The sequence below is a fragment of the Ramlibacter sp. JJN2-2R genome, assembly GCF_057747835.1.
Genome location: NZ_CM173226.1, coordinates 2,950,448 through 2,973,098 on the forward strand (window position 1 = coordinate 2,950,448; position 22,651 = coordinate 2,973,098).

A 22,651-nucleotide genomic window follows, 5' to 3' on the forward strand; every position below is an offset into this window, starting at 1 on the left:
CGCGGCCAAGGGCTGCCGCACCGCCAAACCTACAATGCCTCGGCTCATCCATCCTCGCCCTGCCCAAGCCCCATGCAAGACCCGAACCCCACGCCGAGCGGCCGGTTGCCGCTGCGCCCCCTGCCCGGCCTGATCTTCGCCAGCCGCTGGCTGCAGCTGCCGCTGTACCTCGGGCTGATCGCGGCGCAGGCGGTCTACGTGGTGCACTTCGTGATCGAGCTGTGGCACCTGATCGAGGCCGCCGCCGGCAGCCAGGCGGCACTGCAGCAGCTGGTCACGAGCATCGGCTACAAGGCCACCACCCCGCCCTCGACGCTGAACGAGACGGTGATCATGCTGGTGGTGCTGGCGCTGATCGACGTGGTGATGATCTCCAACCTGCTGATCATGGTGATCGTGGGCGGCTACGAGACCTTCGTGAGCCGCATGAACCTCGAGGGCCACCCCGACCAGCCCGAGTGGCTGAGCCACGTGAACGCGTCGGTGCTCAAGGTCAAGCTGGCCACCGCCATCATCGGCATCAGCTCGATCCACCTGCTCAAGACGTTCATCAACGCCGACAACTACTCCGACCGCGTGCTGGTCGCCCAGACGGCGATCCACATCGCCTTCCTGCTCTCGGCGATGGCGATCGCCTTCACCGACCGGCTGATGACGCGCGCCGGCGAGCCGCACTGACGCGCGGCGGCTCCCGGCCGCCCACTTCCCCTGCAGCCCCGCGGACCGGCCCCGCCGGCCCGCGCACGCGCGTTTCCTGATCCAGATCAAGTGCGTGGCGAATTACGTTTAGTGAAACGCATTTCGCATCGGTAAATTCTCCTGCACGCCGGCGACCCGCGCCGGACGACCCGAGGAGACACCCGATGGGGACCTACGCCTATCCGCGCTTTGCCGCCGCGAGCACGGCCGACCTGCGCGGCGAGCCGCCGCAGCGGCGCCCGCTCGTCGTGGTGGGCGCCGGCCCCGTGGGCCTGGCCGCGGCCATCGACGCGCGGCTGCAGGGGCTGCCGGTGCTGGTGTTCGACGAGGACGACACCGTCTCGGTCGGCTCGCGCGCCGTGTGCTACGCCAAGCGCGCGCTGGAGATCCTGGACCGGCTGGGCGTGGGCGACGCGGTCTGCGACCGCGGCGTCGGCTGGAACGTGGGGCGCACGTTCTTTCGCGACGAGGAGGTCTACCGGTTCGACCTGGTGCCCGAGCCGGGCCACAAGCGCCCGGGCATGATCAACCTGCAGCAGTACCACCTGGAGGAGATGCTGGTGGCCCGCGCGCGCGAGCTCGGTGTGGACCTGCGCTGGAAGTGCAAGGTGGTGTCGGTGCAGGCCGAGGCCGACCACGTGCGGCTGCAGGTCGAGGCGCCGGACGGCGTGTTCGCGATCGAGGCCGACTGGCTGGTGGCCGCCGACGGCGCACGCAGCCCGATCCGGCGCATGCTGGGGCTGGAGGTCGACGGCCGCATCTTCATGGACCGCTTCCTCATCGCCGACGTGGTGATGCAGGCGGATTACCCGGCCGAGCGCTGGCTCTGGTTCGACCCGCCCTTCCATCCCAACCAGACCGTGCTGCTGCACAAGCAGAGCGACAACGTCTGGCGCATCGACTTCCAGCTCGGCTGGGACGCCGACCCGGAGGAGGAGAAGAAGCCGCAGAAGGTGATCCCGCGCATCCGCGCCATGCTGGGCGACGCGCGCCCGTTCGAGCTGGAGTGGGTGAGCGTCTACACCTTCCAGTGCCGGCGCATGAAGGACTTCCGCGCCGGCCGCGTGCTGTTCGTGGGCGACGCCGCGCACCAGGTCTCCCCGTTCGGCGCGCGCGGTGCGAACTCGGGCTTCCAGGACACCGACGACCTGCTGTGGAAGCTGCGCCTCGTGATCGAGGGCCGCGCGCCCGCCACGCTGCTGGACACCTACAGCGAGGACCGCACGTTCGCCGCCGACGAGAACCTGCTGAACTCGACCCGCTCGACCGACTTCATCACGCCCAAGAGCCGCGCGAGCCGCACCTTCCGCAACGCGGTGCTGCACCTGGCGCGCGAGCACGCGTTCGCCCGCAAGCTGGTGAACTCGGGCCGGCTCTCGGTGCCCAGCTACCTGGTGCACTCGCGCCTGAACACGCCCGACGGCGAGGCGTTCGCCGGCGACATGGTGCCCGGCGCGCCGATGGCCGACGCGCCGGTCGAGGTGGACGGCCGTCCGGCCTGGCTGCTCGACCAGGTGGGCAACGCCTTCGTGCTGCTGCTGTTCCTGGGCGACGCGGGCAAGGTGACGCCGCAGTGGCGCGACCGGCTCGATGCGCTGGCCTCGGGCGCGATCCCCGTGCGCACCGTGGTGGTCACGCCCGCGGGCGGCGAGCTGCGCGGCCTGCGCGTGCTGGCCGACAGCCAGGGGCTGGTGGCGGCGCGCTACGACGCCACGCCGGGCACGGCCTACCTGCTGCGCCCGGACCAGCACGTCGTCGCCCGCTGGCGCACGTTCGAACCCGCCAGGGTCGCCGCCGCCCTGGCGCGCGCCACCGGCAACGCCTGAAGGAGCCCCGCCATGCCGCTGCAACTGGCCCCGAACTTCGCCGAACCCGGCAAGCGCTATTTCCGTGACTTCAGCCCCGGCGACGACTTCTACCAGGCGCTCATCGACGCCCACCGGGACCTGGGCGACGAGCAGAGCGAGCAGCTCAATGCCCGCCTGGTGCTGCTGCTGTCCAACCACATCGGCGACATCGCCGTGATCCGGGAAGCGCTGGCACTCGCCCGGCGCGACCTCTGAAACCCCAAGAGAGGAGATCCATCCATGTCCATCCGCAAGATCCACCACGTGGCCTACCGCTGCCGCGACGCCAAGGAAACCGTCGAGTGGTACGGCAAGCACCTCGGCATGAAGTTCGTGCTGGCCATCGCCGAGGACCAGGTGCCCTCGACGCACGAGCCCGACCCCTACATGCACGTGTTCCTGGACGCCGGCAGCGGCAACGTGCTGGCCTTCTTCGAGATCCCGAACTCCCCGCCGATGGGCCGCGACCCGAACACGCCGCCGTGGGTGCAGCACATCGCGTTCGAGGTGCCCAGCGTCGAGGAGATGATGGCGGCCAAGGAGCGGCTCGAGGCGGCCGGCATCCCCGTGGTCGGCCCCACCGAGCACACGCTGTTCCGCTCGATCTACTTCTACGACCCCAACGGCCACCGCGTCGAGCTGGCGGCCAACACCGCCACGCCCGAGATGCTCGAGCGCATGGACGCGGTGAAGTGGGAGATGCTGGAGGAGTGGAGCCGCACGCGCCGCGCGCCCAAGCACGCGGCGTGGATGCACGAGAAGGAACTGGCGGGCGCCTGACACGCCCTCCGGACTATTCCGGGAATTCCTCGGTGTCGACTTCGGCGCGCGCCTGCGCGCCGTAGCGGTTGCCGCTGACCGTCTGCTGGTTGACGTGGGCCTCCAGCCGCTGCACCAGGCCCGCATCGAGCCGCACGTCCGCCGCCGCGAGGTCCTCGCGCAGGTGCCCGACGCTGGTCGTGCCGGGGATCGGGATGATGTCGCCGCGCTTGTGCAGCAGCCACGCGAGCGCCAGCTGCGCCGGCGTGCAGCCGGCTTCCTGCGCCAGCGCCTTGTAGCCGGGCAGCAGTTGCAGGTTGCGCGCGTAATGCTCCGGCGCGAACCGGGGCATGGTGCGGCGGATGTCCTTGGCGTCCAGCGCGGCCGCGTCCGGCAGCGCGTCGCACAGGAAGCCGCGCGCCACCGGGCTGAAGGCCACGAACGCGATGCCCAGGTCGCGGCAGGTGTCCAGCACCGCGATCTCGGGATTGCGCGTCCACAGCGAGTACTCGGTCTGCACGGCGGCGATCGGGTGCACGGCATGCGCGCGGCGGATCGTCGCCGCCGACACCTCCGACAGGCCCAGCGTGCGGACCTTGCCCTGCTCCACCAGCCGGCTCATCGCGCCGACGCTGTCCTCGATCGGCACCTTCTTGTCCCAGCGGTGCAGGTAGTACAGGTCGATGACGTCGGTCTGCAGCCGGCGCAGGCTGTCCTCGCAGTTCCTGCGGATCGCCTCGGGCCGCCCGTCGATCACGCGCCGCACCGCGCCGTCGTCGCCGGTGACGCCCGCCATGCCGCCCTTGCTGGCCAGCGTGATGCCGCCGCGGTGCGGCTTGAGCACGCGCCCCACCAGCGTCTCGTTGGCGCCGAAGCCGTACAGCGCCGCGGTGTCGAACAGCGTCACGCCGGCGTCCAGCGCCGCGAGCAGCACGCGCTCGCCCTGCTCGGCCGAAGGCGGCGTGCCGTAGGCATGGCTGAGGTTCATGCAGCCCAGGCCGATGCCCGAGACGGTGAAGGGACCAATCGTTCGGTGTTGCATGCGGCGAGCTTAGCCGCCCTCGAAGCTCGACCGCGGCGCGCGCACCCGCTGGTCCGCCAGGGCGGCCCAGGCCGGCGAGCCGTACGCCGCGACCAGGTCGCGGCCCGCCGCCTCCCACGCCGGGTCGCCCGGGTCCAGCGCCAGTTCGCGGATGAAGTCCTGCTGCACCAGCACGACCTGGCGCCTGTACGGCAGCAGGAAGCCCGTGCGCGAGCGCGCATGCGCCTCGCGCGCTGCCTGCGCGTCGGCGAACCACTCGTTGAGCAGCGCGCTGGTCCGCGGCGAATGCCAGAAGGTGCCCAGGTCCTCGCCCCTGAGGGCCTCGCCCGACAGCACGCGGCGGGCGTGCTCCCAATGTGCGAATCCCACCTCACGCGCGGCCTCGTGCAGCAGATCCCGCAGCTTGCCCTGCGCGCCTGCCTTGCGCAGCGCGTTGAGCCGCACCCGCGCGCGGACCTTCAGTTCCTCGACGGCGGCGCTCATCGCACGCGCAGCGCCTCGCTGCCCGACAGCCGTCCGAGCACGGCCGCGGCGGCCGGCAGGTCGCGCTCCGCGCCCAGCGCCCCGTCGCAGATGCCGGCGGCCGTCTCGCGCGCTTCGGCGAGCAGACGGCGTCCGCCGGGCAGCAACCCGATGCGCAGCCCGTCCTCGCCGCGCCGGCGTGCAACGAGCCCGGTCTTCTCCAGCGGCGGCAGGCCGCGCAACGCCGCGGACGGCACCAGCCCGAGGCAGGCGGCCAGTTGCTCGAGGCGCACCCCCGCGGGCGCTGCGTCGAGCAGCGACAGCAAGGCGAACTCGTCCCATCCAACGCCGTGGAAGAAGCCGAGCTCCTCATCCAGCTTGCGCTGCAAGGCAGCGTTGGCGCGGTGCAGGTCCAGGCAGCAGCGCAACGCATTCATGGCGCGTCTCCCTTCTGCGCCAGTTCGTCGCGCCACAGCGCCAGCAGATCGGCGAGTTCGGCGTCGGGGTCGAACGCCGGGTCGCTTCGCTCCTTCACCATCGCGAGCACGTCGACGCGCAGCGCCGTGTCGCCGAGGCGGTTCCAGGCGTCCTGCAGCGCGCGGTCGCGGTGCCCGCGCTGCTGCAGCTCGAAGCGCAGCCGGTTGAGGGCGCCCGGCACGTTGCGGCTGGCCGCGACCTTCACATCGCCGGTGGCCAGGTTGTGGATCGCGTAGACGCCCATGGGCGCAAAGGCATCGCGCGCCTCGCGCGCGAGGTCGCGCCGGCGGGCGCGGTCGGAGGGGGATGCGGCGGGAAATGCCATGACAGGTCCTTGTTCGCTGGTGGCCCGTTCCCGCGCAGGGGGCCGACGAAACAGGGAAGGCTGTCCGGTCGTGAAAGCGTGTGACGAGGGTGAGAGCCTCTTGTGCGGGAAGGCGCCCCTCAGCGCCTCGGCCGCGATTCTACAGACGTTGTCATCCCGGCGTAGCCCGGGATCCAGGCGCGGCCCGCAGGGCCGCTGCTCTCCTGGATTGCGGATCGAGCCCGCAAGGACAGGACACACCCCGTCATTCCGGCGCAAGCCGGAATCCAGGGGGAGCGGCCGCGGGATCAGCCCAGCTGCTTCTCCAGCCGGTCCAGCACCTCGTAGCAAGGCAGCACCTTGGCCACGCTGGCATTCGGCTCGCGGCCCTCGCGGATGGCCGCGACGAACTCGCGGTCCTGCAGTTCGATGCCGTTCATCGAGACGTCGACCTTCGAGACGTCGATCTTCTCGTCCTTGCCGTTGAACAGGTCGTCGTAGCGGGCGATGTAGGTCGCCGTGTCGCCGATGTAGCGGAAGAACGTGCCCAGCGGACCGTCGTTGTTGAACGACAGCGACAGCGTGCAGATGGCGCCGTTCTCGGCCTGCAGCTGGATGCTCATGTCCATGGCGATGCCCAGCGTGGGGTGGATCGGGCCCTGGATCGCGTTGGCCTTCACCACGCGGCTGCCGGTCTGGTACTGGAACAGGTCCACCGTGTGGGCGGCGTGGTGCCACAGCAGGTGGTCGGTCCAGCTGCGCGGCTGGCCGAGGGCGTTCATGTTGGTGCGGCGGAAGAAGTAGGTCTGCACGTCCATCTGCTGGATGTGGAACTCGCCCGCCTCGATCTTCTTGTGCACGTACTGGTGGCTGGGATTGAAGCGCCGCGTGTGGCCGCACATCGCGACCAGGCCGGTCTTCTTCTGCAGGTCCACCACCGCCCGGCCGTCGGCCAGGTTGTCGCACAGCGGGATCTCCACCTGCACGTGCTTGCCGGCGCGCAGGCACGCGAGCGCCTGCCCGGCGTGCATCTGCGTGGGCGTGCACAGGATGACGGCGTCGACGTCGGGGCGCGCCAGGCTCTCGGCCAGGTCGGTGGCCACGTGGCCGATGCCGTACCTGGCCGCGACCTCCTTGGTCTTGTCCAGCTCGCGGCCGACCACCGAGGTGACCTGCACGCCGTCGATCAGCTTCAGGGCGTCCAGGTGCTTCTGGCCGAAGGCGCCGGCACCGGCGAGCGCGACGCGCAGGGGCTTGGTCGTCATGCCAGCCTCCGACGAGCCGCCTCTAGGAGGCTGGGGCCCCCCAGGGGGGCAGCGACGACACGAAGTGCGGAGCGTGGGGGGGTCATGTGGCGTTCTCCAGGATCAGGTGCCCCACCGCCGTGTTCGAGGCGGGCACATGGTAGAAGCGGTGCTTCACGGTGGGCTTGGGGCCGCCGGCGACGTCGGCCATCGCGCCGCGCGCGATCAGCCACATCACCAGCTCGATCCCCTCGCTGCCGGCCTCGCGCACGTACTCGATGTGCGGCACGGCGGCCAGGCCCTCGGGATCGTCGATCAGGCGGTCCAGGAACTTGTTGTCCCATTCCTTGTTGATCAGGCCGGCGCGCGGACCCTGCAGCTGGTGGCTCATGCCGCCGGTGCCCCAGATCTGCACGTTCAGGTCCTCGTCGAACGACTCGACCGCCTTGCGGATCGCCTGGCCCAGGCGGAAGCAGCGCATGCCGCTGGGCACCGGGTACTGCACCACGTTGACGGCGAAGGGAATCACCTTGAACGGCCACTGCCTGGCGTCGCCGCACATCAGCGACAGCGGCACCGTGAGGCCATGGTCGACGTCCATCTTGTTGACGATGGTGAGGTCGAAGTCCTGCTGGATCACCGACTGCGCGATGTGAGCGGCCAGCTCCGGGGCGCCTTCGACGTCCGGCACCGGGCGCGGGCCCCAGCCCTCGTCGGCGACCTTGTAGTGGTCGGCGGTGCCGATCGCGAAGGTGGGGATCATCTCCAGGCTGAACGCCGTGGCGTGGTCGTTGAAGACCAGGAACACGACGTCCGGCTTGTTGTCCTTCATCCACTGGCGCGAATACTCGTAGCCGGCAAAGACCTTCTGCCAGTACGGCTCCTGTGTCTTGCCCAGGTCCATCGCGGCGCCGATGGCCGGCACGTGCGAGGTGTAGACGGATGCGGTGATCTTGGCCATTACTTCTTCTCGTGCGTGTAGCGGTTGCCCTCGACCGGCCGGCCGCCGCCGATCATCATGTCGCGGTACTGCTCCTCGGTCAGGCCGGTCATCGAGCCGGCCATCTGCTGGAAGCTCTTGCCGTCGGTGGCGCCGATCTTGGCCAGGAAGTAGATGTTGCCGCCCAGCTGGATGCAGCGGTTCAGGTCGCGCGCCAGCACGGCCTGCTTCTGCTCCGGCGTCATCGGCCACTCGTCCAGGTAGGCGCGCTCGTCGGCCTTGAAGCGCTCGCGGTTGGCGGCCTTCATCAGCGACATGCAGAACTGGTTGAGCCAGTAGCCCTTGCGGCTCTGCTCGGCGTCGAAGATGGTCGTGCCGGGGACGTCGGTGTAGGGTTTGTCGAGGGGCATGGAGCCCTCCTCAGGTCAGTTCGGGCCAGTACAGGCGCGTGGGGTTGTCCACCAGCAGCTTGCGCTGCAGCTCGGGCGTGGTGGCGATGTGCGGGATGAAGTCCACCAGCAGGCCGTCGTCGGGCATGTGGCCCTTCAGGTTCGGGTGCGGCCAGTCGGTGCCCCACAGCACGCGGTCGGGGAAGGCCTCGACCACCTTGCGCGCGAACGGCACGACGTCGCGATACGCATTCTGCTCGCCGTGCAGCGCCGGCGGGCCGGACAGCGACAGCCGCTCGGGACAGCTCACCTTGCTCCACACGTTGGCGTGCTCGCGCATGAACTTCAGGAACAGGCCGAACTCCGGTCCCTCGACCGGCTTGGACACGTCGGGCCGGCCCATGTGGTCCACCACCACCGTCGTCGGCAGGGCGGTGAAGAAGTCCCACAGCTCGGGCAGGTCCACCGCCTCGAAGTAGATCACCACGTGCCAGCCCAGCGGGGCGATGCGGCCGGCGATCTCCATCAGCTCGTCCTTGGGCGTGAAGTCCACCAGCCGCTTGACGAAGTTGAAGCGCACGCCGCGCACGCCGGCCGCGTGCATGTCGCGCAGCTCCTCGTCGGTGACGCCGCGCCGCACGGTGGCCACGCCGCGCGCCCGGCCGTCCGAGTGCCGCAATGCATCGACCAGCGCGCGATTGTCCGCGCCGTGGCAGGTGGCCTGCACGATCACGTTGCGCTCGAAGCCCAGGTGGTCGCGCAGCGCGAACAGCTGCTCCTTGCCCGCGTCGCACGGCGTGTACTTGCGCTCGGGGGCGTAGGGAAACTGCGCGCCCGGGCCGAACACGTGGCAGTGCGCGTCGACGCTGCCGGGCGGGACCTGGAAGCGCGGTTTGCTCGGTCCGGCGTACCAGTCCAGCCAGCCCGGCGTCTTCTCGAACCCGCCGCTCGTGGGTTTGCTCATGGGATCAATCCGGTTTGATGTTGGCCTCGCGCACCAGCTTCTCGTAGCGCTGGCGCTCCGAATGCAGCAGCGAGGCCATCATCTCGCGGCTGCCCGGGATCACTTCGCCGCCGACGGCGGTCATGCGCTCGCGCACCTGCGGCGAGGCCAGCGCCTTCTGCACCTCGGCGTGCAGCTTGTCCAGCACCGCCACCGGCGTCTTCGCGGGCGCCACCAGCGCGTACCAGACGGAGGCCTCGAAGCCCTTGAAGCCGGACTCGGCGATCGTCGGCACGTCGGGGAAGATCGAGGAGCGCTGCGGCGACAGCACGGCCAGCACCTTGAGCTTGCCGCTGGCGACCTGCGGCTTGACCTCCAGCGCGTTCATCGCCAGCAGCGGCACCTGGCCGCCGATCACGTCGGTGATGGCCTGCGCGCCGCCGCGGTACGGCACGTGCTGCAGCGAGATGCCCGCGGCGCGCTCGAACAGCTCGGCCGCCATGTGCGGGGTGGAGCCGTTGCCGGGCGATGCGTAGGCGAGGGACTCGGGCTTGGCCTTGGCCGCGGCGACCAGTTCCTGGATGGTGTTGAAGGGCGCCTTGGGGTTGGCGGCGATCACCACCGGCACGCGGCCGACCAGCGCGACCGGCACCAGGTCCTTCTCGGCGTCGAAGGGCTGCGGCTTGTACAGCGCCATGTTGGCCGCCAGCGCGTTCGCGGCCATCAGCAGCGTGTGGCCGTCGGGCTTGGCGTCGATGACGGACTTGACGGCGATGTTGGTGCCGGCGCCGGGCTTGTTCTCGATCACGAACGGCTGGCCCATCGAGGACGACAGTGCCTGGCCGAGCGTGCGCGCGACCGCGTCGACCGCGCCGCCGGCCGAATAGCCGACGACGATGGTGACGGGCCGCTCCGGGAAGCCGGCCTGCGCCAGCGCGCCGAGCGGCGCGGCGGCCGCGCCGGCCAGGACCGCCAGCGTCCGGCGGCGGGTGAAGGGGGTGTGGTTCTTCATGTCCGGGCCTTCAGTCGATGTAGCGCAGGCCGGCCTTGGCCAGCGGCTCGCGCATCTTGTACATGTCGAGCCCGAGCACGCCGGATGCGAGCTTGGCGCGCTTGTCGCCTTCGTTCGCTTCGCGCGCCGCCGCCGCCTCGAGCGTCTTTTGCGCCATGGCGGCGGGCACGCAGACGACGCCGTCGTCGTCGGCCACGATCACGTCGCCCGGATGCACCAGCGCGCCCGCGCACACCACCGGGATGTTCACCGAGCCGAGCGTGGCCTTGATCGTGCCCTTGGCGCTGATCGCCTTGCTCCAGACCGGAAAGCCCATCTCGGTGAGCGTCTTCACGTCGCGGCAGCCGGCGTCGATGACCAGCGCGCGCGCGCCGCGCGCCTTGAACGAGGTCGCCAGCAGGTCGCCGAAGAAGCCGTCGGTGTTCTCGGAGGTGCAGGCGGCCACGACGATGTCGCCGGGCTGGATCTGCTCGGCCACCACGTGCAGCATCCAGTTGTCGCCCGGATGCACGAGCACGGTGACGGCGGTGCCGGACACCTGTGCGCCGGCATAGATCGGCCGCATGGAGGGCTTCATCAGGCCCACGCGGCCCATCGCCTCGTGCACCGTGGCCGATCCGTACTGGGCCAGCCCGTCGGCGACGGCCTTGTCGGCGCGCTGGATGTTGCGGTAGACGACGCCTAGTTCATACATCTGTGGTCTCCTTGGTCTTGTCCGGAGCAATGCTCAATGCCCGCGCGACTTCAGCAGCTTGTCCAGCCGCGGAAAAACACGGCGCGTGTTGCCTTCGAAGATCGCCTGCTTCTCCTCGGCGCTCAGGATCTTGCTGGCGTCGATGTAGCGCTTGGTGTCGTCGTAGTAGTGGCCCGTGGTCGGGTCGATGCCGCGCACCGCGCCGATCATCTCGCTGGCGAACAGCACGTTCTTCACCGGGATCACGGTGTTGAGCAGGTCGATGCCCGGCTGGTGGTACACGCAGGTGTCGAAGAAGATGTTGTTCAGCACGTGCTCGGTGAGCAGCGGCTTCTTCATCTCCTGCGCCAGGCCGCGGAAGCGCCCCCAGTGGTACGGCACGGCGCCGCCGCCGTGCGGGATCAGGAACCGCAGCGTCGGGAAGTCCTTGAACAGGTCGCCCTGCACGCACTGCATGAAGGCGGTGGTGTCGGCGTTCAGGTAGTGCGCGCCGGTGGTGTGGAAGCACGGGTTGCAACTCGTGCTCACATGGATCATCGCCGGGATGTCGTACTCGACCATCTTCTCGTAGATCGGGTACCACCACTTGTCCGTCAGCGGCGGCTCCTTCCAGTGGCCGCCCGAAGGGTCGGGGTTCAGGTTGATGCCCACGCAGCCGTACTGCTCGACGCACTTGACCAGCTCGGGGATGCACGTGCGCGGGTCCACGCCCGGCGACTGCGGCAGCATCGCCACCGGCACGAAGTGCTTGGGGAACAGCTGCGCCACGCGAAAGCACAGCTCGTTGCAGATGGCGGCCCAGGTGCTGGACACCTCGAAGTCGCCGATGTGGTGGGCCATGAAGCTGGCGCGCGGCGAGAACAGCGTCAGGTCGTTGCCGCGCTCCTTCATCAGGCGCAGCTGGTTGTTGACGATGGATTCGCGGATGTCGTCGTCGGCGATCTTCAGCTCGGACACCCGGGGCATCTGCGCCGGGTCCTGGATGCCGGCGATCTGCCGGTTGCGCCACGCTTCCAGCGCCTTGGGCGCCGTGGTGTAGTGGCCGTGGCAATCGATGATCATGGGGTGTCGTCTCCTCGGGGTGTCAGGCCGGCTCCATGCCGTGCTGCCGCTTGGCCGCCGCCGTCGCGGGCGACGACAGGAAGGCGAGCAGGTCGCGCGCGGCCTCGGGCTGCGTGCTGGTGGCGCACAAGGCGCCGGCGAAGATGGTGGTGATGCCGATCGGCTCGGGCAGCGCGCCGAGCACCTCGATGCCTGGCAGGTCCTTCAGCTCGCTGAACTGCTGGAAGCCGAGCGCGACCTCGCCGCTGGCCACGAGCGAGCCCACGGGCACGCCCGGTGGCGCCTGCACGGTGCGCTGGCGCACCTGTTCGGCGATGCCCCAGCGCTCGAACAGCGCGAGCAGCGCGGTGCCGCTGGGGCCGGTCGAATAGCCGATCGTGGGGGCCGCGAGCACGGCGTCGCGCACCGCGGCCTCGGAGCCGATGCCGGGCCGCGGCGCGCCCGCGCGAACGGCCACCGCGACGCCCGAGCGCACGATGTCCACGCGCGGGCCGCGGGCGTGGCCCGAGGCGAGCAGCTTGTCGATGGCATCGGCGGCGAGCAGCACGACGTCGAAGGTCTCGCCGGCCTGCACGCGCCGGGCGGCATCGACGCCGCCCACCGATTCGATGCGCACCGGGCAGCTGGTCTGCCTTTCGTAGGCGGTCGCGAGTTCGCCCAACACCACTCGGGTGGCCATGGACGAGATTCCGCGCAGGGTCGTGGGCATGACGGCATTCTGGAGGTCCGGTTCCGGCCCGCAAAGCCGCTGCCCCCGCTATCAGCTAGAACAAGCGCGTATACCTGACCGGGCGCCACTACACTTTGGGCATGGACCTGCGCCAGCTGGAGTATTTCGTTCGCGTCGCCGAACTGGGCAGCTTCACCCGGGCCGCGATCGAGCTGGACGTGGCGCAACCCGCGCTCAGCCGCCAGGTGCGGCTGCTCGAAGTCGAGCTGCGGCAGACGCTGCTGGTGCGCAATGGGCGCGGGGCCGTGCCCACCGAAGCCGGCAAGACGCTCCTCGACCATGGGCGCGGCATCCTGCACCAGGTCCAGCGCGCGCGCGAGGACCTGGGCCGCCTGCGCGGCGGCCTCTCGGGCCGGGTGGCCGTCGGCCTGCCCAGCAGCGTGGCCCGCGTGCTGACGGTGCCGCTCACGCGCGCGTTCCGCGAGGCCATGCCGGACGCGCGGCTGTCGATCAGCGAAGGGCTGTCCAGCGGACTGGAGGCCGGCCTGGCGAGCGGGCGGCTGGACATCGCCGTGCTGTACAACGCCCAGCCCTCGCGCGAACTGGACGCGACCCCGCTGCTCGACGAGGACCTCCTGCTCGTGCGCGCGCGGCCGCCCGGGCTGCCCGAGGATCCGCCGCCCGGCCCGATCGCCCTGCAGGACGTGGCCGCGCTGCCGCTGGTCATCCCCACCCGCCCGAACGCGATCCGGATGCACGTGGAGTCGGCGATGGCGGCCGTGGGCTGCAAGCCGGACGTGGCGCTGGAGATCGACGGCGTCACGGCCATCCTGGACCTGGTGCGCGACGGCGCGGGCTGCGCCATCCTGTCGCGCAACGCCCTGCTGAACTCGCCGCGGCCGTCGGCCTTCACCGCCCAGCCGATCGGCACGCCGCCGCTGCGCATCCGGCTGTCGCTGGCCACCAGCCTGCAGCGGCCGGCAACCCCGGTGCAGGAAGCGACGCTGGACCTGATCCGCAAGACGGCGCCGAAGGTGGTGCCGCACGCGTGACGGCGTGAGCCAGCGCGACGGTTGACCCCGGTCAACGGCGCCCTGCCCCGGTGCAGGCAGCATGCAGGTGTTTCCCCAAGGACTTCCCGCATGCATCCTTTCCCGCACCGCTATCGCACCCAGGCCCAGGGCGGCGCCGACGGCGTGGTCCGCCTCGACTCGCCCGGCCTGCCGCCGCTGGACACCACCGCCCCGCCCGAATTCGACGGGCCGCCCGGCTACTGGTCGCCCGAGACGCTGCTGCTGGCGGCCGTGGCCGACTGCTACCTGCTGTCGTTCCGCTCGGTGGCGCGCGCCTCGCGCCTGGACTGGACCGACCTGCAGGTCGATGTCGAGGGCGTGCTCGACCGCGTCGACGGCGTCAGCCGCTTCACCGAGTTGCGCATCGCGGCCACGCTGCGCACGCCGGGCGACCAGCAGCACGGCATCGCGCGCCACGCGCTCGAGAAGTCCAAGAAGGTCTGCCTGGTCACCAATTCGCTCACCGCGCGGTGCGAGGTGGAGGCGACGCTCGTGGTCGGCTGATCACGCCGCCGGCGGCCCGCCGCGGGCCTCGCGTTCACGCGCGCTGGGCCAGCCAGATCACGCCGGTGAGGGTGAAGAACGAGACGATGGTGGCGCCGAGCTGGGCCGCGGCCGCCATCCCGTCCTGCCCGTGCTTCTGCGCCAGGATGGGATAGATCCCCAGCATCGGCACCGCGGCCATCACGACCACCGCGACCTGCAGCTCGTGCTGCATCGGCGGCAGCAGCCACACCATCGCCAGCACGGCCAGCGGATGCAGCAGCAGCTTGCCCACGGCGATCGCGGCGACGTCGCGCGCCATCCCGCGCAGGTGGATGCCGACCAGGGAGCCGCCGATCACCAGCAGCGACACGGCGCCGGTGGACACGGCCAGCAGGTTCACCGCCTTGGCCACCGGCTCGGGCAGGCGCCAGCCGAGCAGGGAGAAGGCGAACCCCGCCGCGATGCCGTGGATCATCGGGTTGCGCACCGCGCCCCGCAGCGACTGCCGCAGCGCGGCGCGAAGCCGCTCGCCACGCGAGCCGGAGCGGCCGGCCTCGCCGAGGTCGCTGTCGGCGATGGCCAACGCCAGCGGCAGCAACAGGAAGTTCTCGACCACCATCGCCAGCGCGAGCCCGATGCCGGCCACCGAGGCGCCGAACAGCTGCATGACGAGCGGAAAGCCGATGAAGCCGCTGTTCGGGCACGACATGCCCATGCCGACGATGGCGGCGGCCGACACCGGCTTGCCGGCCGCCCGCGCCCAGGCGACGCCGGCGGCCATCGCCAGCAGCGAGCCCAGCGCATAGGCGCCCACGAAGACGGGGTTCAGGACCTCGGCCACGCTGCGCTGCGACAGCGCGTTGAACAGCAGCGCCGGCAGCGCGATGTGGATCACGTACTTGCCGAACACGCGCATCTCGGCGCGGGCGAACAGGCCCGCGCGCGTGGCGAGCCAGCCCACGGCCATCACCAGGTAGATCGGGACGGTGATGGCCAGGACGGAGGGCACGCGCGCGGTCAGCCCTTGCGCGCGGCGTCGACCAGGCGGTCGGCGTAGGCCTGCCAGGGAGCATCCTTGGCGATGCCCTCGAACACGCCGGCGGCGGCCAGGTCCGCCACCCACTGCTGCTTCTCGGCAATCGCCGCGGCCATGAACGGCTCGAAGCCCGCCTCGCGCACCGTGTTGGCCGACTCGCGCATCTCCTCGGCGCGGCGCTTGCCGTGCTGCACGACGCGGCTGAAGAAATAGGCGCCCTGCTGCGGCCAGTCGATGGACGGGAAGGTCTCGGCCAGCGTGGGCAGCACGTGGTCCTCGACGCCGTATCGGCGCGCGGTGGCGTAGCTCTCGATGACCAGCGCCTCCAGGCCCTTGATCATCACGCTGCGGCACATCTTGATGGCGCTGGCGACGCCCAGCTTGGGCGACACCGCCCTGGCGTCCAGGCCCCACGCTGCCAGCACCGCGGCGAGCGCCTGGGCCTGCTCGCCGCCCAGCAGCATCGGCACGCGAATGCCGTACGGGGGCACCGAGGTCATCACCCCGGCTTCCACGTAGTGCGCCCCGCGCGCGTCGACCAGCGCCGCCGCCTGCTGCTTGGTGCCGGGCGAAGCCGAGTTGAGGTCCAGGAAGATGGTGCCGGCGCGCAGGTAAGGCGCCGCCTCGCGCGCGACGGCCAGGGTGTTGGACGCGGTCACCGCCGAGATGACCAGGTCGCTCGCCTCGCACAGCGCCTGCATGGACGGCTGGGCCTGCACGCCGGCCTCGCGCGCGTGGGCGGTTTCGCGGTCGCGGCTGGCCGCCTGGGCGAACTTCAGGTCCCAGGCGCTCGCCTGGCGCACGCCGGGCCGGTCCTTCAGGCCGCGGCTGAAGATCTTGCCGACTTCGCCGTAGCCCACCACGCCGATGCGTTCGATCTGCATTGGGTTGCTCTCCTATTGCCGGGGAATGCGGGCGCGCTCGATCACCTCCGACCAGCGGCGCACGTCGCCCGCCAGGTGCTCGCGCAGCTGCGCGGGGGTGCTGCCCTGCGCGACCAGGTTCAGGTCGGCCAGCTTCTGGCGCACCTCGGGCCGCGCCAGCGCCGCGTTCACCTCGCGGTTCAGGCGCTCGATCACCGCGGGCGGCGTCTTCGCCGGGACCGCGAGCCCGTTCCACGAGCTGGCCTGGAACGTGGCGAGGGAGCCGCCGGCCTCGCGCGCCGCCGGCACCTGCGGCAGCTGCGGCGCACGCTTGTCGCCCAGCACGGCCAGCGGCCGCAGGGCCTTGGCGCCGATCTGGCCCATGAGCGGGCCCAGGATGTCGAGGCCGACATCGATCTCGCCCGCGCGCAGCGCCGTGATCACCGGCGGCGTGCCGTTGAACGGCACCACCTGGGCGTCGATGCCGGCGGCGGTCTTGAACAGTTCGGCCGCCAGGTTCTGGGTGGTGCCCACCTGCGGCGTGCCGATGTTCAGCTTGCCCGGATTGGCGCGTGCCCACGCCAGCAGCTCCTGCAGCGTGCGGAAGCGCCCGCCCTCGGCGGCCACCAGCACCAGGTCGAAGCTCGCCAGCTGGGACACGGGCGCGAAGTCGCGCAGGGTGTCGAAGGGCAGCGACTTGAACAGCGCCGCGCTCACCGCCGTGCCGCTGGACACCAGCAGCAGCGTGTGGCCGTCCGGCTCGGCGCGCGCGACCAGCTCGCCCGCGACCACGCCGCCGGCGCCCGGCTTGTTGTCGATCACGACGGCCTGGCCGAGCCCCGCGGCCATGGCCTGGCCGACCGTGCGCGCGGTGATGTCCGCGGCGCCGCCCGGCGCGTTGGGCACCACGATGCGCACCGGCTTGGCCGGAAAGCGCTCCTGGCCGTGCGCGAGCGCCGGCAGGGCCGCGACGGCGGCGAAGCGGTGGAGGAACTGGCGGCGAGGGTTCATTGGCGAAGGCGGCGGTTGGGACCGCGAGAGCTTAGCGCGCCACGCCGAGCAGGCGGTCGAGCAGCGCCGCGTCGTCGCGCAGTTCGCGCGCCGTGCCGCTGTGCACGATCGTGCCGCGATCGAGCACCACGGCGTTGTCGGAGATGGCGAGGATGGCCTGCGGGTGCTGCTCGACGATGATGGCCGAGAGCCCCTCCTCGCGCGTGATGCGGCGGATGGCGCGCAGCAGTTCCTCGACGATGATGGGGGCCAGGCCCTCCAGCGGCTCGTCCAGCAGCAGCAGGCGCGGGTTGAGCACCAGCGCGCGGCCGACGGCGAGCATCTGCTGCTCGCCGCCCGACAGCTGGGTGCCCAGGTTGCCCTTGCGCTCGGCCAGCCGCGGGAACATCTTGTAGACGCCGTCGGGCGTCCACTTGCCGGGCCGCGCCACCGCCGTGAGGTTCTCGTGCACGGTGAGCGACTTGAAGATGTTGCGCTCCTGCGGCACCCAGCCGATGCCGGCGGCGGCGCGCTGGTGCGGCGCCAGCTTGTGCAGCGCCAGGCCGGCCAGCGTCATGCTGCCGCCGTGCTGGCGCGTCGCGCCGGCCAGGGTGTTGATCAGCGTGGTCTTGCCGGTGCCGTTGCGCCCGAGCAGGGCCAGCGTGGCGCCCTCCTCCAGCGCGAACGACACGTCCTGCAGCACCACCGCTTCGCCGTAGCCGGCGGACAGCCGTTCCACGCGCAGGAGTTCAGCCATGGGCGGCCTCCTCGTGCGCGGCGTCCTCGCCGTGGCCCAGGTAGACCTCCTTCACCCGCGGGTCGGCCGCGATCTCGTCGGGCGTGCCCTCGGTGAGCACGGTGCCGTTGACCAGCACCGTCATGCGGCGCGCGAAGCTGAAGACCAGGTCCATGTCGTGTTCGATGAGCAGCACCGAGACGTCCTCGGGCAGCGCGGCGACGGTCTGCAGGATCTCCTCGCGCTCGCCGGCCGGCACGCCGGCCACCGGTTCGTCCAGCAGCAGCACGCGCGGCTCGCAGGCGAGCGCGATCGCGATCTCCAGCAACCGCCGCTTGCCGTAGGCCAGGTGTTCGGTGCGCACGTCCATCACCTCGGTGAGGCGGAACTGCGCCAGCAGCTCCTCGCAGCGCCCGGCCACCGCGCGGTCGCGCCCCAGCGCCTGCCAGAAGCGGCCGCCCAGCCCGCGCTGCTGCGAGACCACCAGCGCCAGCGTCTGCAGCGGCGTCATGGAGGCAAAGAGCTGGTTGATCTGGAACGTGCGCACCATGCCGCGGCGCACGCGCAGGTGCGGCGCGAGCCGGGTGATGTCCTGGCCGTCGAGCGTGATGCGCCCCTCGGTGGGATCGAGCACGCCGGTGAGCAGGTTGATCAGCGTCGTCTTGCCGGCGCCGTTGGGGCCGATCAGGGCGTGGCGCGCGCCGCGCTCCAGGCGCAGGGTGACGTCGTTGGTGGCGGTGATGCCGCCGAAGCGCTTGACCAGGCCTTCGCAGGCCAGCACGGTGTCGGCCATCAGGCGGCCCTCCGGCGCGCGAACCAGGTCCAGGGCTTGAGCAGCCGGTCGCGGCCGACCAGCACCAGCACCACCAGGAACAGGCCCAGCCAGAACGTCCAGTACTGCGGCGTGATGGCCGAGAGGAAGTCCTGCATCAGCTTGAAGACGATGGCGCCGAGCACGCCGCCATAGAGCCAGCCCGTGCCGCCGACCACCAGGATCAGCAGCACGTCGGCCGAGCGGTCGAACGCGAACACGTCCAGCGACGCGAAGCCGGTGGTCTGCGCCAGCAAGGCGCCGGCGGCGCCGGCCAGCGCCGCGGCCACGGTGTAGGCCACCGACAGGCGCGAGCCCACCGGGATGCCGATGGCCATCGCGCGCAGGCGGTTGTCGCGGATCGCCTGCAGCGTGGCGCCGAACGGCGAGTTCACCAGGCGGCGCGCCAGCAGGAACAGCACCAGCAGGACGGCCAGCGAGTAGCAGGCGGCCGTGCGGCCGGCCAGGTCGAACTCGAACCTGCCGAGCAGCGGACCGATCACCACGCCCTGCAGGCCGTCGGCACCGCCGGTCAGCCAGTCGAGCTTGTTGGCCAGTTCCAGCAGGATCAGCGCCGCGCCCAGCGTGACCATCAGCCGCGTGAGGTCGCTGCCACGCTGGATGGTGAGGCTGAACGCCGCGCCCAGCACGGTGGCGCCGGCGACGGCCGCCGCCAGGCCGAGCAGCGGGTCGGGCATGACGTGCTTGGCGAACAGCGCGGCGGCGTACGCGCCGAAGCCGAAGAAGGCCGCGTGGCCGAGCGAAACGATGCCGGTGAACCCGAGGATCAGGTCCAGCGACAGCGCGAACAGCGCGGTGATGGCGATCTCGTTGACGATGGCCGCGTGCTGCGGCAGCACGAAGGGCGCGGCGAAGGCCACCAGCCACAGCACCGGCTCCCAGGGGCGCCAGCGGGCGGCGGCGAGCAGCGAGCGCTGCGCGCGGTCGGCGGAGATCGCGCTCATGCCTTGCCTCCCTGGCGCACGAACAGGCCCTGCGGGCGCCAGATCAGGATGAGGATCATCAGCGCATAGACGATGAAGGCGCCCATCTTGGGGATGTAGTACTTGCCGGCCACGTCGGCGATGCCCAGCAGCAGCGCCGCCAGCAGCGGCCCGGTGATGGACGAGGTGCCGCCCACGGCCACCACGATCAGGAAATAGATCATGTACTTGAGCGGAAAGCCCGGATCCAGGCCCAGCACCTCGGCGCCGAGCGCGCCGCCCAGCCCCGCGAGGCCGCAGCCGAACGCGAAGGTGGACAGGAACACGATGTTGACGTTGATGCCCAGGCCGGCGGCCACGCGCTGGTCGTCCACCGAGGCGCGCAGCCGGCTGCCGAAGCGGGTGCGCGAGAGCACGAACTGCAGCACCACGGTGAGCGCGGCGCACACGGCGATGATGAACAGCCGGTAGTGGCCCATGCCCAGCGTCCATGCGCCGCTGCCGATCTCGGTGCGGCCGCGCAGCCAGTCGGGCAGCTGGATGATCTGCTGGGTGGAGCCGACGAAGTAGTCGACGGCGGCCACCGCCATGAAGGTCAGGCCGATCGAGAACAGCACCTGGTCCAGGTGCGGCTTGCGGTACAGCGGCCGGTACAGCGTGCGCTCGAGCGCGGCGCCCAGCAGCGCCGAGCCGAGGAAGGCCAGCGGCAGGCAGGCCAGGAACGGCACGCCGGCGCGCTGCATCAGCAGCACCGTGATGTAGCCGCCCGCCATGGCGAACGCGCCGTGCGCGAGGTTGATGAAGTTCATCAGCCCCATGGTCACCGCCAGCCCGAGGGCCAGGATGAACAGCAGCATGCCGTAGGCGATGCCGTCGAAGAGGATGGTCAGCATGGGGCGGTACCCGTGTCGGTCAGCAAGGGGCAGTCCCCGTCGTCAGCATGGGGCGGTGATCGTGCCATTGCGGGCTGGACCCGCAATCCAGTCCGGCATGGGCAGCGGGCCTGGATGCCGGGTCGAGCCCGGCATGACAGTCACTTCACTTGCTCTTGCCCGGATCCTTCACGTCCTTGATGACGTCGAACTCCACGTTCCAGAGCTGGCCGTCCTTCTTCTCCACCTTGCGCAGGTAAACGTTCTGGACGATGTCGCGGGTCTGCGCGTCGATGAACACCGGGCCGCGCGGGCTCTCGAAGATCTGGCCCTTCATGGCGCCGACGAGCGCCTCGCCGCCGCCCTTGCCGCCGGTCTTCTTCAGCGCCTCGTAGATGATGCGCATGCCGTCGTAGCCGCCCACGGCCATGAAGTTCGGGCGCAGGTTCTTGTTGGCCTTCTGGAACGCCTCGACGAACTTCTTGTTGGCCGGCGACGGGTGCGCGGCCGAGTAGTGGTGCGAGCTGACCACGCCGACGGCGGTGTCGCCCATGTCGTTGAGCTGGTCGTCGTCGGTCACGTCGCCGGTGGCGATCAGCCGGATGCCGGCCTTGTCCATGCCGCGCTCGGCGAACTGCTTCATCACCGCGGCGCCCGCGCCAGAGGGCACGAAGACGAACATCGCGTCGGGCTTCAGGTCGCGCACCTTCTGCAGGAACGGCGCGAAGTCCGGGTTGCGCAGCGGCACGCGCAGCGACTCGGAGACCTTGCCGCCGTTGAACTGGAACCGCTCCTTGAAGTACTTCTCGGCGTCCAGGCCCGGGCCGTAGTCGGTGACCAGCGTCACCACGGTCTTGATGTTGTTCTTGGGCGCCCAGTCGGCCAGCGCCACCGACACCTGCGGCAGCGTGAAGCTGCTGCGCACGATGAAGGGCGAGGCCTGGGTGATGCTGGAGGTGGCGGCGGCCATCACGACCAGCGGCGTCTTGGACTGCGTGGCGATCGGCGCGGTGGCCAGCGCCGAGGGCGTGATGCCCATGCCGGCCAGCACGTCGACCTTCTCGTTGACCACCAGTTCCTGGGCCAGGCGGCGCGTGACGTCGGGCACGCTGGTGTCGTCCTTGACGATCAGTTCCACCTTGCGGCCGGCCACGGTGTCGCCGTTCTGCGCCATCCACAGCTTCGCCGCCGCCTCGATCTGGCGGCCGGTGGTGGCCTGCTGGCCGGTCATGGGGAGGATCAGGCCGATCTTGAACGGCGCTGCCTGCGCGAACGCGAGTCCGCCGGCCGACAGCAGCGCGGCGCACGCCGCGGCCTGGATCAAGGTTCTCTTGTGCATCGAAGTCTCCTCAGGATGAATGGGTCACGGTCGCACGCGCAGGCCCGGCCCGCTCGCGGCGCCGGCTGCCGGGATTTTGGTGTCCGCGCCCGCGCAGGCCAAGCCGGGCCCCGGTCTATCAGCTATCCAGTTTGGGCATAGCCGCCCGGCCGCTATCGCGGCGCGTTGCTAGCCGCGCTTGCGGATCAGTCGCACGCCGGGCATGCGGTCGAGGTGCGGGGTGCGTACCGCCTCGCGCAGGTTGCGCTGCGCCAGGCGCGAGTGCTCGCGCATGATGGCCTCGGCGCGGCCGCCCTCGCGCTGCTCGATCGCCTCGAGCACCTGACGGTGCTGGTCCTGCGCCACGATGAGCATGTCGCGCGCACGGGCCGAGTTGGCCTGCACGACGACGAAGCCCGACGGCGAGGCGAACGGCAGGCTCACCACGCGCTCGAGTTCGCGCGAGAGCACCGCGCTGCCCGCCATCTCGGCCAGCAGCGCATGGAAGCGCTCGTTCAGGCGCACGTAGCGCAGGAAGGCTTCGTCGTCCAGCGTGGGGCCGGCCAGCACCTCGTCGATGCCGGCCAGGCACTCGCGCGCCTCGCCCAGCACCACCGGGGCGACGCCGCGTTCGGCGGCCAGCCGCGCCAGCAGCCCTTCGAGCGTGCCGCGCAGCTCGATCGCATCGGCGACGTCGCGCTCGCTGAACGTGCGCACCGCATAGCCGCCGCCGGGCAGCGTCTCGAGCAGGCCCTCCTGCTCCAGCCGCATCAGCGCGGCGCGGATCGGCGTGCGCGAGACGCCCAGCTTGTCGACGAGCGCGAGCTCGGCGATGCGCGTGCCGCCCGGCAGGTCGCCGGCCAGGATCATCTCGCGCAGGCGCAGCTGCGCCTTGACGGCCTGGGAGCCGCCGCCGTCGGATTCGGCGAGAGGGAGGGAAGGAGCGTCCACCATGTATACAGCCGTCAGTCTAGCAAT

Annotated in this window: 27 protein-coding genes; 6 read left to right on the forward strand and 21 right to left on the reverse strand. The window is 70.9% G+C overall.

Translation table 11 applies throughout. The features are described 5' to 3' along the window. Positions 1 to 72: 72 nt before the first annotated feature. The 4 genes from AC3ANR_RS14310 (at position 73) to AC3ANR_RS14325 (ending at position 3,326) form a co-directional block, all read left to right on the forward strand. Positions 73 to 678, forward strand: coding sequence for a YqhA family protein (locus AC3ANR_RS14310; protein ID WP_488288771.1), 606 nt, complete (start codon positions 73 to 75; stop codon positions 676 to 678). Positions 679 to 863: 185 nt separating this feature from the next. Then, a complete protein-coding gene (locus AC3ANR_RS14315; RefSeq protein ID WP_488288772.1) occupies positions 864 to 2,525 on the forward strand; it encodes an FAD-dependent oxidoreductase in 1,662 nt (553 codons plus the stop codon). Between the two features lie 12 nt (positions 2,526 to 2,537). Then, complete coding sequence (locus tag AC3ANR_RS14320; protein ID WP_488288773.1) at positions 2,538 to 2,762, forward strand: DUF2783 domain-containing protein; 225 nt, start codon at positions 2,538 to 2,540, stop codon at positions 2,760 to 2,762. Positions 2,763 to 2,786: 24 nt separating this feature from the next. Then, entirely contained in the window at positions 2,787 to 3,326 is a 540-nt protein-coding gene (locus tag AC3ANR_RS14325; protein WP_488288774.1) for a VOC family protein, read from the forward strand. A 13-nt stretch (positions 3,327 to 3,339) separates the two neighbouring features. Here the strand turns inward: AC3ANR_RS14325 and AC3ANR_RS14330 are convergent, their stop codons facing one another. From AC3ANR_RS14330 to AC3ANR_RS14385, 12 genes are all read right to left on the reverse strand, one after another. Next, positions 3,340 to 4,347 carry an aldo/keto reductase gene (locus AC3ANR_RS14330; protein WP_488288775.1) on the reverse strand — a complete coding sequence of 336 codons (1,008 nt, stop codon included), beginning with the start codon at positions 4,345 to 4,347 and terminating at the stop codon, positions 3,340 to 3,342. A 9-nt stretch (positions 4,348 to 4,356) separates the two neighbouring features. After that, positions 4,357 to 4,830, reverse strand: a complete 474-nt coding sequence (locus tag AC3ANR_RS14335; protein ID WP_488288776.1) for a hypothetical protein — start codon at positions 4,828 to 4,830, stop codon at positions 4,357 to 4,359. Further along, positions 4,827 to 5,246 carry a hypothetical protein gene (locus AC3ANR_RS14340; RefSeq protein ID WP_488288777.1) on the reverse strand — a complete coding sequence of 140 codons (420 nt, stop codon included), beginning with the start codon at positions 5,244 to 5,246 and terminating at the stop codon, positions 4,827 to 4,829. The genes AC3ANR_RS14335 and AC3ANR_RS14340 overlap by 4 nt, the downstream gene beginning before the upstream one ends. After that, a complete protein-coding gene (locus tag AC3ANR_RS14345) occupies positions 5,243 to 5,611 on the reverse strand; it encodes a GIY-YIG nuclease family protein (protein WP_488288778.1) in 369 nt (122 codons plus the stop codon). Before AC3ANR_RS14345 ends, AC3ANR_RS14340 begins: the two co-directional genes overlap by 4 nt. Before the next feature lie 287 nt (positions 5,612 to 5,898). After that, positions 5,899 to 6,855 carry a Gfo/Idh/MocA family oxidoreductase gene (locus AC3ANR_RS14350; protein WP_488288779.1) on the reverse strand — a complete coding sequence of 319 codons (957 nt, stop codon included), beginning with the start codon at positions 6,853 to 6,855 and terminating at the stop codon, positions 5,899 to 5,901. Positions 6,856 to 6,937: 82 nt separating this feature from the next. Further along, complete coding sequence (locus AC3ANR_RS14355) at positions 6,938 to 7,795, reverse strand: class III extradiol dioxygenase subunit beta (protein WP_488288780.1); 858 nt, start codon at positions 7,793 to 7,795, stop codon at positions 6,938 to 6,940. Then, positions 7,795 to 8,184: a protocatechuate 4,5-dioxygenase subunit alpha gene (gene ligA, locus AC3ANR_RS14360; RefSeq protein ID WP_488288781.1), complete on the reverse strand. Its 390-nt coding sequence runs from the start codon at positions 8,182 to 8,184 to the stop codon at positions 7,795 to 7,797. Before ligA ends, AC3ANR_RS14355 begins: the two co-directional genes overlap by 1 nt. Positions 8,185 to 8,194: 10 nt before the next feature. After that, positions 8,195 to 9,127 (reverse strand): amidohydrolase family protein, encoded by a 933-nt coding sequence (locus AC3ANR_RS14365; protein ID WP_488288782.1) that lies wholly within the window; start codon positions 9,125 to 9,127, stop codon positions 8,195 to 8,197. Positions 9,128 to 9,131: 4 nt separating this feature from the next. Next, the gene (locus AC3ANR_RS14370) at positions 9,132 to 10,118 is read right to left on the reverse strand and encodes a tripartite tricarboxylate transporter substrate binding protein (RefSeq protein ID WP_488288783.1); all 987 of its coding nucleotides are present in this window, start codon (positions 10,116 to 10,118) and stop codon (positions 9,132 to 9,134) included. Between the two features lie 10 nt (positions 10,119 to 10,128). Then, the gene (gene ligK / locus AC3ANR_RS14375) at positions 10,129 to 10,812 is read right to left on the reverse strand and encodes a 4-carboxy-4-hydroxy-2-oxoadipate aldolase/oxaloacetate decarboxylase (RefSeq protein ID WP_488288784.1); all 684 of its coding nucleotides are present in this window, start codon (positions 10,810 to 10,812) and stop codon (positions 10,129 to 10,131) included. A gap of 33 nt (positions 10,813 to 10,845) precedes the next feature. Next, a complete protein-coding gene (locus AC3ANR_RS14380; RefSeq protein ID WP_488288785.1) occupies positions 10,846 to 11,874 on the reverse strand; it encodes an amidohydrolase family protein in 1,029 nt (342 codons plus the stop codon). A gap of 22 nt (positions 11,875 to 11,896) precedes the next feature. After that, on the reverse strand, positions 11,897 to 12,583 hold the full coding sequence (locus AC3ANR_RS14385) for a substrate-binding domain-containing protein (RefSeq protein WP_488288786.1): 687 nt from the start codon (positions 12,581 to 12,583) through the stop codon (positions 11,897 to 11,899). A 101-nt stretch (positions 12,584 to 12,684) separates the two neighbouring features. On the opposite strand from AC3ANR_RS14385, the gene AC3ANR_RS14390 reads away from it, so the two are divergent. After that, positions 12,685 to 13,596, forward strand: a complete 912-nt coding sequence (locus AC3ANR_RS14390; protein ID WP_488288787.1) for a LysR substrate-binding domain-containing protein — start codon at positions 12,685 to 12,687, stop codon at positions 13,594 to 13,596. 90 nt (positions 13,597 to 13,686) lie between these two features. Then, the gene (locus AC3ANR_RS14395; RefSeq protein ID WP_488288788.1) at positions 13,687 to 14,121 is read left to right on the forward strand and encodes an OsmC family protein; all 435 of its coding nucleotides are present in this window, start codon (positions 13,687 to 13,689) and stop codon (positions 14,119 to 14,121) included. A 34-nt stretch (positions 14,122 to 14,155) separates the two neighbouring features. On the opposite strand, the gene AC3ANR_RS14400 is transcribed toward AC3ANR_RS14395, so the two are convergent. From AC3ANR_RS14400 to AC3ANR_RS14440, 9 genes are all read right to left on the reverse strand, one after another. Further along, the gene (locus AC3ANR_RS14400) at positions 14,156 to 15,112 is read right to left on the reverse strand and encodes an AEC family transporter (protein WP_488288789.1); all 957 of its coding nucleotides are present in this window, start codon (positions 15,110 to 15,112) and stop codon (positions 14,156 to 14,158) included. 8 nt (positions 15,113 to 15,120) lie between these two features. Then, positions 15,121 to 16,023 carry a DUF1932 domain-containing protein gene (locus tag AC3ANR_RS14405; protein WP_488288790.1) on the reverse strand — a complete coding sequence of 301 codons (903 nt, stop codon included), beginning with the start codon at positions 16,021 to 16,023 and terminating at the stop codon, positions 15,121 to 15,123. Between the two features lie 12 nt (positions 16,024 to 16,035). Continuing rightward, a complete protein-coding gene (locus AC3ANR_RS14410) occupies positions 16,036 to 17,013 on the reverse strand; it encodes a tripartite tricarboxylate transporter substrate binding protein (RefSeq protein WP_488288791.1) in 978 nt (325 codons plus the stop codon). A gap of 31 nt (positions 17,014 to 17,044) precedes the next feature. Further along, a complete protein-coding gene (locus AC3ANR_RS14415) occupies positions 17,045 to 17,749 on the reverse strand; it encodes an ABC transporter ATP-binding protein (RefSeq protein WP_488288792.1) in 705 nt (234 codons plus the stop codon). Continuing rightward, positions 17,742 to 18,521, reverse strand: a complete 780-nt coding sequence (locus AC3ANR_RS14420) for an ABC transporter ATP-binding protein (RefSeq protein WP_488288793.1) — start codon at positions 18,519 to 18,521, stop codon at positions 17,742 to 17,744. The genes AC3ANR_RS14415 and AC3ANR_RS14420 overlap by 8 nt, the downstream gene beginning before the upstream one ends. Beyond that, on the reverse strand, positions 18,521 to 19,504 hold the full coding sequence (locus tag AC3ANR_RS14425) for a branched-chain amino acid ABC transporter permease (protein WP_488288794.1): 984 nt from the start codon (positions 19,502 to 19,504) through the stop codon (positions 18,521 to 18,523). The genes AC3ANR_RS14420 and AC3ANR_RS14425 overlap by 1 nt, the downstream gene beginning before the upstream one ends. After that, positions 19,501 to 20,376 (reverse strand): branched-chain amino acid ABC transporter permease, encoded by an 876-nt coding sequence (locus AC3ANR_RS14430; protein WP_488288795.1) that lies wholly within the window; start codon positions 20,374 to 20,376, stop codon positions 19,501 to 19,503. Before AC3ANR_RS14430 ends, AC3ANR_RS14425 begins: the two co-directional genes overlap by 4 nt. Positions 20,377 to 20,521: 145 nt before the next feature. Beyond that, complete coding sequence (locus AC3ANR_RS14435) at positions 20,522 to 21,694, reverse strand: ABC transporter substrate-binding protein (protein WP_488288796.1); 1,173 nt, start codon at positions 21,692 to 21,694, stop codon at positions 20,522 to 20,524. 168 nt (positions 21,695 to 21,862) lie between these two features. Beyond that, on the reverse strand, positions 21,863 to 22,627 hold the full coding sequence (locus tag AC3ANR_RS14440; protein WP_488288797.1) for a GntR family transcriptional regulator: 765 nt from the start codon (positions 22,625 to 22,627) through the stop codon (positions 21,863 to 21,865). Positions 22,628 to 22,651 lie beyond the last annotated feature (24 nt).